The organism is Ursidibacter arcticus (assembly GCF_009761375.1).
GTDB lineage: Bacteria > Pseudomonadota > Gammaproteobacteria > Enterobacterales > Pasteurellaceae > Ursidibacter > Ursidibacter arcticus.
The window spans coordinates 1-11,103 of sequence record NZ_LEKM01000180.1; the positions used below are offsets into that span (position 1 = coordinate 1).

Sequence of the window (11,103 nt, forward strand, 5' to 3'; positions counted from 1 at the left end):
AACGACAAATAGGCTTGAAGGATTATTTAGTGAACTAAAACGAAAATTAAATAATCACAATGGATTAAGCAAAAAACGTAAGATTATGTTTATAAAGGATTTTTTAAATAAAAAGAGTTGCTAACAACATAAGAAAAATATTATTAGCAACCACTTTGTCCACTTGAACGTGTAATGGGTAAATCAGCAACCATTTTGTCCATTACACCTATTTTGTCCATTACAGCGTTCTATATACCCCAATAAAAGTAGAGCAAGGTCAGTGCCTTGCTCTATCTATTTAGTTAAATTTAGGGTGCTGGGTAATAAGTATGTGAACCTGGACCAACAGGTAAACCAAAGACAAAGACCCAAATGTAGAATAACATTGTCCAACCAACAATAAAAATGAACGAATAAGGGATCATCATTGCCATTAGTGTTCCAACACCTGTATCTTTCTTATAACGAACTGCCACAGCCATAATTAAGCCAAAATAGCTCATCATTGGCGTAATAATGTTAGTCGTTGAATCTCCGATACGATATGCTGTTTGAATCACTTCTGGTGCATAGCCGACTAACATTAGCATTGGCACGAAAATAGGTGCAGTTAATGCCCATTGTGCAGATGCTGATGAAATCATCAAGTTAATAAAGGCACATACTAAAATAAATCCGATAAAGAGTGATGGTCCTGTTAAACCAAGTTTAGTCAGTAAGTTTGCACCTTCTACCGCCACAATAGAACCTAAATTTGTCCAACCGAAGAATGCAACGAATTGTGCGGCAAAGAAAACAAGTACAATGTACATCCCCATTGAACTCATACTTGATGACATTGCTTTAACAACATCATTATTATTTTTCATTGATCCCGTAACTCGACCATATACATAGCCTGGAATACCAAAGAAAATAAAGATAAAGACAACAATACCGTGTAAGAATGGTGAGCCAGCAACTAACCCCGTTTTCGGATTACGCAAAATACCATCTTCAGGCACAATAGACCACGCTAACAGCAACGAGAAAATAAGTGCAACAACACCTGCCCAAATTAAGCCTTTTTTCTCTAATGGCGTTAATTTTTCCACTTTATTTTTCAAAATTTCAGCATCAGATGCACTAGCTGGATCGTATTTACCTAATTGTGGTTCTACAATTTTTTCTGTAACAAAATAACCTAATAATGAAACTAAGAAAGTACTCACAAACATAAAATACCAGTTCGCTTCAGGGCCTACAACGTAATTTGGATCAACCAATTTTGCTGCTTCTTGGGTAATACCTGAAAGCAATGGATCTACTGTACCTAAAAGCAAGTTAGCACTATAACCACCTGAAACCCCTGCAAATGCTGCAGCAAGACCTGCCAATGGATGACGACCTAAAGCGTGGAAAATCATAGCTGCTAATGGAATTAACACGACATAGCCTAATTCTGCGGCGGTATTCGAAATTACCCCAGCAAATACAACGGTAAAGGTAACTAATTTCTTTGGAGCACCGATCACTAAACCACGCAATCCAGCGGAAATTAGCCCTGATGCTTCAGCGATACCAACCCCAAGCATTGCCACTAATACCGTACCTAGAGGCGCAAACCCTGTGAAGTTTTTCACCAAGCTACTGACCATATAACCCACACCTTCGGCACTTAATAAGTTTTTCACTGCAATCGTGCCGCTAGCATTTGGACGTGGATCTGGCACACTTACTCCCATTGAAGATAAAATGGCGGATACCACAATCAATATGACACACATCATCATAAATAAAATAATTGGATGTGGTAATAAGTTACCAAGCCACTCTACTCCACGCAGAAAGCGTTGAATGGCACTATTTTTTTGCAAACCGTCTTGCATAAGACATTCCTCTTAGTTATAAAAATCGACGAATTATCACACAGTCCATTAAAAAATAAAATATCGATTAACATTTTTTTTACATAGAAAATTATGAAAATTTAACCTTACCGCAAAAATACGCTACACTAGCAAACAAAAATAAAGCCTAGGAGTTTAAAATGAATATCCCATTCTGCTTACCTGAAAACATTACCCCAGAAGACTTTTTGCAAAACTATTGGCAAAAACAACCGCTTCTTATCCGCAATGGATTACCACAAATTGTCGGATTATTCGAACCACAAGATATTATTGAACTAGCCCAAGAAGAAGAGGTAACTTCTCGCTTAATTCAAACCCACCAAAAAGCAGAGGGTGAAAAATGGTCGCTTAAACGTAGCCCACTCTCTGCGGAAGATTTTGAGAATTTACCAGAACAGTGGTCTGTTCTTGTTCAAAATCTAGAACAATGGTCGCCAGAATTAGGGGCATTATGGCAGGCATTCAACTACATTCCACAATGGCAACGTGATGATATTATGGTCTCTTATGCCCCAGCTGGAGGCTCAGTTGGCAGACATTACGATGAATACGATGTGTTTTTAGTGCAAGGCTACGGACACCGCCGCTGGCAATTAGGTAAATGGTGTGATCCAAGTACTGAATTTAAACCTAACCAACCAATTCGTATCTTTGATGATATGGGCGAGATCATTTTTGATGAGATTTTAGCACCTGGCGATGTGCTATATGTACCATCTCGTTTATCTCACTACGGTGTTGCACAAGATGACTGTTTAACCTTCTCATTTGGATTACGCTATCCAAATGCAACCGATTTAATTGAAAATCTCTGTAAAACGATTGAGCACCAAGCAGAAACCTTACCAAGCTCGCAATTTGCTATTCCATTCCGCTTATCACCAAACGTCCAACCAAATGCGTTACTCGATCCAAAAATGGTCGCAACATTAAAAGCACAACTCATTGATTTATTAGCAAATTCAACACAATTCGATGCCTTATTTACTCATAGCGTAGCTACGGCAGTAAGCTCACGCCGTTATGAACAACTAACCGAAGATAATGAATTTTATCCTGATGAAGTGCAAGAAGTCTTGGAAGCGGGTGGATTTATTCAACAAGATGCAAATGTAAAAATTCTTTATACCGAAAACCCATTGCGTGTTTATGTCAATGGTGAATGGATTGACGAATTAAGTGATGCCGAAGCAAATTTACTGATCCGCATTGCCAACGGTGATGCGATTTCGTGGAATAAACTCGCGTCAAAAGTAGAAAACCAAGATCAACTTGAATTATTACTCGATAGCCTATGCGACTGGCTAGATAGCGGCTGGGTGGTATTAGAAGATAACGAGTAGGGACAACCGCTGTAATAGACAAAATGGTTGCTAAAAAGTGGTTTAAAGACTCATAATATAAGTATCCAAGGCACCTTTTCCCCACTCTTTTTCCATTACAGGTGTAATGGAAAAAGAGTTTTTAATTTGCTCATTACACCACATTAAAACAACATTAAATAAACAAGCATTCAGTCTTTTACAAACGTTGCATAGGATCTGAATACTTGTACTAATGAACTAACAACACGGACAAGCAGTTTTTTCTTCCACTCGTAATCCATAAGTTGAAAATTTACCTAAAACCACTTTAATTTCTTCATCGGAAAGCACTGGAACATCAGGTGTAGTAGCAAGTAGTTTAAGGTAGAGGGTGGCTAATACTTCCACCTCGTGAGCAACCCACAACGCTTTCTCTAAATTGACTTCTGCGGCAATCATTCCGTGATGTTGCAATAAAATCGCTTTACTTTCTTTGAATCCTTCCTTGACATATTCTGCTAACTGCCAAGTACCAAATGTAGCATAAGGTACACAAGGGACTTTATTTGTGCCTGTTACTGCAATCATATAGTGAATTGCAGGGATTGATTTATTTAAAATAGATACGCCCGTACAATTAATTGCGTGGTTGTGTACGACAGCATTAAGTTCTGGGCGGACTTGATAAACCGCTTGATGAAATTGCCACTCGCTTGACGGCACTTTACCTTGTTCAAAATGCCCATCTTTATCCACATAAACAATATCATCTTCTGTCATTTTTTCATAAGGCATACCTGAAGGGGTTATCAACATTCCATCTTGATAACGAACACTAATATTACCAGCAGTACCTTGATTTAATCCTAAGCGAGTCATTTCAAGGCAAGTATCAATAATCTTGCGAGAGAGTTCTTTACGGTTCATTTTTATTTCTCCTATAAAATATGTTTTAAATTTATACAATCTGATAATTTGGGCGAACAAAACTCCGTCAAAGTGTTTATTACACTTTGAAAATTATCATTATCCATAGATAAGGTTAGGCGGTTGGGGTAACCCCTTTTTTCACAATAATGTTGCCATACTTGGCTAGTTCCCCAGTAATCACAACCGCATAGGCATTTTTAGCACGTTCATAAAATGCAAATCGCTCCACTCGCTCTACACTCGGGGCAGATCCATTTACTTTACCAATCGCATTGAGATAGCGTTGTTCAACACTGGGATCTAATGAATCACCTGATACAGCAGACATCATTGCTAAAGGACATTCGACATATTGGTCGAATTCGAAAAGTGGGGTGATTGCTTCAAGTAATGTTGCAATCGTAAGTCCGTCTGCTCTAATCACGTTATGGTGTAACTGATGTGCAGGAAAATGTGCATCGGCAAAAACTAATTCATCACCGTGCCCCATTTCTGCAAGGGTCTTTAATAAGACAGGGGAAATTGCTGGGTGAATACCTTTTAACATTGATAACTCCTTATAAGCGGTCTATTTTCTACATTTTTTTGCAAAAAATTGCTCTGATTTAACCGCTTATTTGTTGATAAATAAGGCTATTACTAGAAGGCTCAACACGTTTTACTTGTGGTTTCATTTGCTGTTGTGCTTCGTCAATGCTGTTAAAAATACCTGCACCTGTAAAGGTAAACATTGATGCACCTAATACAGTTGTTTCTGGAAAATCTACGACATCAATCGGGCGATTTAATACGTCTGCTCTAATTTGATTCCAAAGGCGGTTTTTGGAACCACCACCGACACAAATCAGGCTTTCAGCATCAAAATTGCCAACATCTTGTAATAGTGCTAATCCTGCTTTTAAGCGATATGCCATATACTCTAAGCCTGCACGATAAATTTCTCCGCGTTCAGTGTGCATTGATAATCCACTCATAGAGCCAGTTTGTGCGGTTGTACCGTCAAAGTTGCCGCTTAACTTAACACCATTTGATCCAGCAGGAACAACTTCTGCCGATTCGATCATTGTCGAGTAGTAACGTTCTGAACCAAATACATCACTGAAAAACCGTTTACCCAACCATTCCATTACGCCCGATGCTACCCATTGCACACCAGGGTTATAGCTATTTGCTTGGCTATCAAACTCAATGGTTAATCCTTGTTGTGCAAATGCCCATTCAGGTTTTGCTTGCTGGGTTCTTGCCATTAAGATTTCCCAAGTGCCTGAACTTAATACGGGCTGATTAAACCCTGCTCCAGAACCGAAAATGGCAAATTGAGTATCGTGTCCGCAAGAAATAACGGGAATTTGTTGAGATAACCCAAGTTTGCTCATAATTTCAGGTTTTAGCGTACCAACCACTTCACCAGCCGCTTTCATTGGTGGAAAATGTTGTTCACTTAATCCTAGTAGTGAGAGAACTTGACTATCCCAAGCATCATTTTCGATGTTAGTCATCATTGATGTACCCGCCATTGTGCGGTCGGTACTCATTACTCCAGTTAAACGGTAAGTTAAGATAGACGAGATAAATAAAAATTTATCCGTTTGAGAAAATAATTCAGGTTTATGCTGTTTTAACCACAATAGTTTAAATAGCGTATTAAAACTGTAATGCCCCACACCATTACGCTGAAAAAGTGCTTTTTCATCAATATACTCTGAAAGACTATTCATTACAGGTAGGGTTCTTGGGCATTTCCAAGAAATAATTGGATAAAGCATTTCACCGTTTTTATCAAAAATAGATCCATCAACGCCAAAGGTTGTAACGGAAATACCAACAATATCTTGCTTTTGAGTATCTGAGAGCTGGGCTAAGGTGTTTTCTGCACAGATCATCAATTTAGCCCAAATCTCTTCTATGTCCCAAATATGATACTCCGCAGACTCTGAGCCAACTTGGGTATTATTTGCAATATGGTGTAGTGCAAGTAATTTTCCTTGTGAATCAATAGCTACTGTTCGTAGATTAGTCGCACCACAATCGAAGATCAATGCAATTGCCATAGAATTATCTCCTTCAAAAAGATATATCACTCTCTCCCATTTATGGGAGAGAGAATAGAAGTGTTATCTATATAAAGGCCCAAAGTTAGCACAAGCACGATAATCTTGACCTTCTTTATCCTGACCAAATGCATTCCAAGCACTTGGGCGGAAAACATCTTTATCTGCCACATTGTGCATACAAACTGGAATCCGTAACATTGATGCGAGGGTAATTAAATCCGCACCAACGTGTCCGTACGTTGCGACACAGTGGTTTGCTCCCCAATTTGCCATCACAGAATAAACATCAGTAAATGCTCCTGTCCCTGTTAAACGTGGTACAAACCAAGTTGTTGGCCAAGTTTCGTTAGTACGTTTATTTAAGATATCGTGAACATTCTCTGGTAGATCGATTGACCATCCTTCTGCAATTTGCAGTACAGGTCCAACACCTTTAACTAGGTTGATTCGGTGCATTGTGAATGGCATTCCGCCACGGGTGAGATATTGTGAAGACAAGCCACCACCACGGAAATATTCATAAACCGCAGGACACCAACGTGTATTTTCTAGGCAACGTTTACCATCTTCTTCTGTTACTTCCCAAGAAGGTTTAATCACAGGGTTACCATTTTTATCTGTATGTTGCCCTGTACCATCAAGAGCGGCAGAACCCGAGTTAATTAAATGAATAAAACCGCTGTCTGGACGGAAACCTGTTACACGCTCCACAGAATCAGGACTCCAGTAGGTTCGTACATCTGCAAAGATTTGTGCTTGTCCTGTGAGCAAATGGCCAAATAACATATTCACAGCATTTAATGAGTCATTTTCCGTTGCAAGAATATAAGGTGGGCGAATGCCATTCCAATCGTAAGTAGAATTGAGCATTGCTTCCATAAAATCACCATTAGGACTATGATCTGTCCAATGACGTTGTCCTTGGAAACCAGCAGCAATTGCATTATGACCAAGTGCTTCTTCCCCAAAGTTTAACTCTGCTAATTTTGGATTACCGACCATTAGATCTCGTGTGATGATCATCATTTTCACCACCGTTTCCCAAAGTTTTTCTTTCTCTTCGGCATTCATCTGATTTTCGGTAGCATTAACATCAATGCCTTCTTTACAATACTGTTTTACCCAACTGAGTGCGAGACTGACTTCTTCTTTATCGTAAATACTACGCTCCATACGGCGAGTTAATTCCGACATATCCACATACTCATTACGCATACCCAAATAATCTTGGAAAAATTCCTGATTAACGATAGAACCCGCAATTCCCATTGATACTGCACCAATAGCCAAATAAGACTTACCACGCAATGTCGCAACAGCAAGCCCTGCTCGAGCAAAGCGAAGTAATTTCTCACGAACATCGTCAGGAATAGATTGATCCCCAGCTTCTTGAACTTCAGTACCATAAATCGAGAACGCAGGTAATCCCATTTGAGTATGCCCTGCAAGAGCTGCAGCTAAATAAACAGCTCCAGGGCGTTCAGTACCGTTAAATCCCCAAATCGCTTTTGGCATATGTGGATCCATATCAATCGTTTCCGAGCCATAACACCAACAAGGTGTTACGGTAATCACGACACCAACATTCTCACGTTTAAATTTTTCTGCACAAGCAGCAGCCTCTGCAACCCCACCGATACAGCTATCGGCAATTACACATTCCACAAAATCACCATTTGTATGACGGACTTCGCCACTTAATAAATTGGCAACAGCTTTCGCCATATTCATTGTTTGATCTTCTAACGATTCACGCACACCCAAACGACGACCATCGATGGTTGGACGAATACCAATTTTTACTGGTGTAGATTTAAGTTGAGTCATAATAGAGTCCTCTATTGCGTTGAATTAAGACATAGCTATTGTGCAACTTCGTATTAGATTTTTAATGATAGGATTATATTTTTGTGAGCTGTATCACAAAAAAGGCTAAATAAGCGGTGAGATAACAAGATTTTTTTGCAAAAAATACGCCCGATTTGACCGCTATTTTGCCAAATCGGGCAACTAAAACTAAATTAGATATTAGGTTGTAACTAAAATATTATGTTCCTGACAATATTGTTCAATAGAATTAGGTGGATATTTATTAGTAAATAAAATATCCACATCAGATAAATCACAAAGTTTAATTAAATCTTTCCGCTCAAATTTACTACTATCTACAAATAAAAACACTTTTTTACTGACTGAAAGCATTTTGCGTTTTAATACCGCATTCATTTCATTAGATTCCCACACCACGCCATCTGCAACACCTGTGCAAGAAAAAATAGCAATATCAATATTTAAACGGGAAAGAATATGTCCTGAAAGTGAACCATAGAACGCATCATATTTCGCAGAATAAGTACCGCCTGTTGCAATAACTTCAATACAGGGTTTATTCGCTAAAGCTCGAATATTATGCATTGAGCTTGTAACTACGGTACAAGGAACATCTGGTAAGAGTTGAGCGAAGTTCCAGCTACTTGAGCTAGCATCTAAACCAATTACCGCACCTTCAAAAAAATGTTCTAAGGCTTTTTCTGCAATTGATTTTTTTGCATCGCTATTGATCCGCTGACGTACTTGAAATGAGCGTCCAATATCTCGGTTTTTGTTACTTACAGCACCACCATGTGTGCGATGTAAGCGATTCTGTTGTGCAAGCTGATTTAAATCTCGGCGAACTGTTTCCACCGAAACACCAAAGTGAGTGGCTAATTCTTGGACACTGACTTCTTCAAATTTTTCAAGATAGGCTAAAATCTCAGAATGCCGAATTTTCATTGACCTAAACTCCTTGGTAATATGTATTGAAAACGTAAATTTTAAGATAAATTATCAAAAAAAGAATATACTTTAGACACAATTTGTATGAACTGGGAGCTAGATCACAGTTTCATTCGTTGTTTGTTACTTACTTTTCAATTTATTAGGGGATTTTATGAATATTCATAAACTCATTGAAGCCTTAGGCTCAAAACAAAATATTAGCGTGGTTGATGCTTGTTTAACACGTTTGCGTATTGCATTAAAAGATAAATCTTTAGTTAATAGAGCTACATTAGCCGATCTTGGTATTTTAGATGTCGTTGATGTTTCAAATGGATTGCAACTTATTCTAGGCACGAAGGCTCAACAATATCGTGATGAATTGAATAAAGCACTCGCTTAAATAAGCTGACTGTCGTCATCATTCGAAATGTGTTTTGAAGTCATTTATTGTGATCCAAAACACATTTTGGAGAAATACTTCTTTTTACTCTGCTAAAACTGTGTCACTATAAAGCAACTTTTTACGCTTTTTGCGTGTCTTAATTTGCGAAAAAACGTATAATCAGTAACGTTTTAATTTTATTCACTTAATAAGAGGTACACTATGGGTGGTATTAGCATTTGGCAACTTCTGATCGTTGTTGCAATTATTGTTTTACTTTTTGGCACAAAAAAATTACGCAATTTAGGTTCTGATTTAGGCGAATCTGTAAAAGGCTTTAAAAAAGCAATGAGTGATGATAAACCTAAAGATGCTGAATTTGAGAAAGTTGAGCAAAAACAAGCGGAATCAACTGAACAAAAAGCAAAAGATAAAGAGCAGGCATAATCCGTGTTTGATATTGGTTTTTCTGAATTAGTCCTTGTTTTTATAGTTGGCTTGGTAGTACTTGGACCTAAACGCTTACCCATTGCTATTCGTACAGTAATGGGGTGGGTTCGTACAATTCGTGGGCTAGCTGCTAATGTTCAGAATGAACTTGCTCAAGAGTTAAAATTACAAGAGCTGCAAGAGAGCATCAAAAAAGCAGAAGAACTTAATTTGAGTAAATTATCACCTGAATTAAGTAAAACCGTTGAAGATCTCAAGCAATCTGCAGAAAAAATGCAAAGTGATTTAGCTTCTGCAAAAGGGCAAATTCAGGCTTTAACGGACGAACAAGTTGCAGATATTCAACAAAAAATTGAACAAGAAAGCCAAACTCTTGCTCAACAAGATTTGCAAAATAATCAGCAAAACGAACCGCTTACAGAAAATGAAATCAATGAGCCACATCTCTCAGGTGAAATTGCAGAATTGGCGGAAGCCGATGAAGAAAAACTTACGCTGTATTATCCACCTGATGATGATTTGGCAAGTGTAGATGAGCCAAAACAGGACAAACAAAATGTCAGTTGATGAATCTCAACCCTTAATTACACATCTAATTGAATTGCGTAACCGCTTATTAAAAGCGGTTATTTGCGTTTTAATTGTTTTTGTGCTGTTGGTTTATTGGGCAAATGACATTTATACATTACTTGCCAGCCCATTAACTGAACGGCTTCCAGCAGGGGCAACAATGATTGCGACAAATGTGGCAACACCATTTTTTACCCCTATAAAACTTACTGCGATTGTGGCTGTTTTTCTCTCTGTTCCTTATATTTTGTATCAGATTTGGGCATTTGTTGCCCCCGCATTATATAAGCAGGAAAAACGTTTAGTTTACCCACTTCTTATCTCTAGCACACTACTATTTTATATTGGTGTGGCATTCGCTTACTATGTTGTTTTTCCACTGGTATTCGGATTTTTAACAAGTACCGCCCCAGAAGGTGTTACGATTGCAACAGATATTAGCAGTTACTTAGATTTTGTTTTAACAATTTTTCTCGCTTTTGGTATCTGTTTTGAAGTACCCGTTGCGATTATTTTGTTATGTTGGTCTGGCGTAACAACTCCAGAAGATCTTAAAGCAAAACGCCCTTATATTATTGTGGCTGCCTTTATTATTGGTATGTTACTTACGCCACCTGATATTTTCTCTCAAACGTTACTCGCAATCCCTATGTGTTTATTGTTTGAAGTTGGCGTATTAGTTTCTCGGTTTTATGTGCCAAAAGAAGATACAGAAACTGAAAATAAAATCGGATAACGATTAGACCCGCTTATAAGCGAGTCAGACTGATGACAAA

11 protein-coding genes are annotated in these 11,103 nt (G+C 38.2%); 5 read left to right on the forward strand and 6 right to left on the reverse strand.

Features of this window, described 5'->3' with window-relative positions:
- Window positions 1-290: 290 nt before the first annotated feature.
- On the reverse strand, window positions 291-1,850 hold the full coding sequence (locus A1D25_RS08055; protein ID WP_157395172.1) for an AbgT family transporter: 1,560 nt from the start codon (window positions 1,848-1,850) through the stop codon (window positions 291-293).
- A 161-nt stretch (window positions 1,851-2,011) separates the two neighbouring features.
- Between A1D25_RS08055 and A1D25_RS08060 the strand changes: the two genes are divergently transcribed.
- Window positions 2,012-3,217, forward strand: a complete 1,206-nt coding sequence (locus tag A1D25_RS08060) for a ribosomal protein uL16 3-hydroxylase (protein ID WP_157395173.1) — start codon at window positions 2,012-2,014, stop codon at window positions 3,215-3,217.
- A gap of 219 nt (window positions 3,218-3,436) precedes the next feature.
- On the opposite strand, the gene fucA is transcribed toward A1D25_RS08060, so the two are convergent.
- The 5 genes from fucA to A1D25_RS08085 form a co-directional block, all read right to left on the reverse strand.
- Entirely contained in the window at window positions 3,437-4,105 is a 669-nt protein-coding gene (gene fucA / locus A1D25_RS08065; protein WP_157395174.1) for an L-fuculose-phosphate aldolase, read from the reverse strand.
- 115 nt (window positions 4,106-4,220) lie between these two features.
- Complete coding sequence (gene fucU, locus A1D25_RS08070; protein ID WP_157395175.1) at window positions 4,221-4,655, reverse strand: L-fucose mutarotase; 435 nt, start codon at window positions 4,653-4,655, stop codon at window positions 4,221-4,223.
- A gap of 58 nt (window positions 4,656-4,713) precedes the next feature.
- Window positions 4,714-6,159, reverse strand: coding sequence for an L-fuculokinase (gene fucK, locus A1D25_RS08075; protein WP_157395176.1), 1,446 nt, complete (start codon window positions 6,157-6,159; stop codon window positions 4,714-4,716).
- 63 nt (window positions 6,160-6,222) lie between these two features.
- Window positions 6,223-7,989, reverse strand: a complete 1,767-nt coding sequence (fucI, locus tag A1D25_RS08080; RefSeq protein WP_157395177.1) for an L-fucose isomerase — start codon at window positions 7,987-7,989, stop codon at window positions 6,223-6,225.
- Between the two features lie 201 nt (window positions 7,990-8,190).
- The gene (locus A1D25_RS08085; protein ID WP_157395178.1) at window positions 8,191-8,937 is read right to left on the reverse strand and encodes a DeoR/GlpR family DNA-binding transcription regulator; all 747 of its coding nucleotides are present in this window, start codon (window positions 8,935-8,937) and stop codon (window positions 8,191-8,193) included.
- Between the two features lie 157 nt (window positions 8,938-9,094).
- Here A1D25_RS08085 and A1D25_RS08090 point away from each other — a divergent pair, with 157 nt between their 5' ends.
- The 4 genes from A1D25_RS08090 to tatC all read left to right on the forward strand — a co-directional run bounded on the left by A1D25_RS08090 (window position 9,095) and on the right by tatC (window position 11,063).
- On the forward strand, window positions 9,095-9,325 hold the full coding sequence (locus A1D25_RS08090) for a PTS sugar transporter subunit IIB (RefSeq protein ID WP_157395179.1): 231 nt from the start codon (window positions 9,095-9,097) through the stop codon (window positions 9,323-9,325).
- A gap of 204 nt (window positions 9,326-9,529) precedes the next feature.
- A complete protein-coding gene (gene tatA / locus A1D25_RS08095) occupies window positions 9,530-9,754 on the forward strand; it encodes a Sec-independent protein translocase subunit TatA (RefSeq protein ID WP_157395180.1) in 225 nt (74 codons plus the stop codon).
- A 3-nt stretch (window positions 9,755-9,757) separates the two neighbouring features.
- Window positions 9,758-10,324 (forward strand): Sec-independent protein translocase protein TatB, encoded by a 567-nt coding sequence (gene tatB, locus A1D25_RS08100; RefSeq protein WP_157395181.1) that lies wholly within the window; start codon window positions 9,758-9,760, stop codon window positions 10,322-10,324.
- Window positions 10,314-11,063 carry a twin-arginine translocase subunit TatC gene (gene tatC, locus A1D25_RS08105; RefSeq protein ID WP_157395182.1) on the forward strand — a complete coding sequence of 250 codons (750 nt, stop codon included), beginning with the start codon at window positions 10,314-10,316 and terminating at the stop codon, window positions 11,061-11,063. The genes tatB and tatC overlap by 11 nt, the downstream gene beginning before the upstream one ends.
- Window positions 11,064-11,103 lie beyond the last annotated feature (40 nt).

Bases quoted from the DNA above. Each gene is read 5' to 3' on its own strand.
- fucU (WP_157395175.1), bottom strand. From the start codon at position 4,655: ATGTTAAAAGGTATTCACCCAGCAATTTCCCCTGTCTTATTAAAGACC.
- tatC (WP_157395182.1), top strand. From the start codon at position 10,314: ATGTCAGTTGATGAATCTCAACCCTTAATTACACATCTAATTGAATTG.
- fucK (WP_157395176.1), bottom strand. From the start codon at position 6,159: ATGGCAATTGCATTGATCTTCGATTGTGGTGCGACTAATCTACGAACA.
- A1D25_RS08090 (WP_157395179.1), top strand. From the start codon at position 9,095: ATGAATATTCATAAACTCATTGAAGCCTTAGGCTCAAAACAAAATATT.
- A1D25_RS08085 (WP_157395178.1), bottom strand. From the start codon at position 8,937: ATGAAAATTCGGCATTCTGAGATTTTAGCCTATCTTGAAAAATTTGAA.
- fucA (WP_157395174.1), bottom strand. From the start codon at position 4,105: ATGAACCGTAAAGAACTCTCTCGCAAGATTATTGATACTTGCCTTGAA.
- tatA (WP_157395180.1), top strand. From the start codon at position 9,530: ATGGGTGGTATTAGCATTTGGCAACTTCTGATCGTTGTTGCAATTATT.
- fucI (WP_157395177.1), bottom strand. From the start codon at position 7,989: ATGACTCAACTTAAATCTACACCAGTAAAAATTGGTATTCGTCCAACC.
- A1D25_RS08060 (WP_157395173.1), top strand. From the start codon at position 2,012: ATGAATATCCCATTCTGCTTACCTGAAAACATTACCCCAGAAGACTTT.
- A1D25_RS08055 (WP_157395172.1), bottom strand. From the start codon at position 1,850: ATGCAAGACGGTTTGCAAAAAAATAGTGCCATTCAACGCTTTCTGCGT.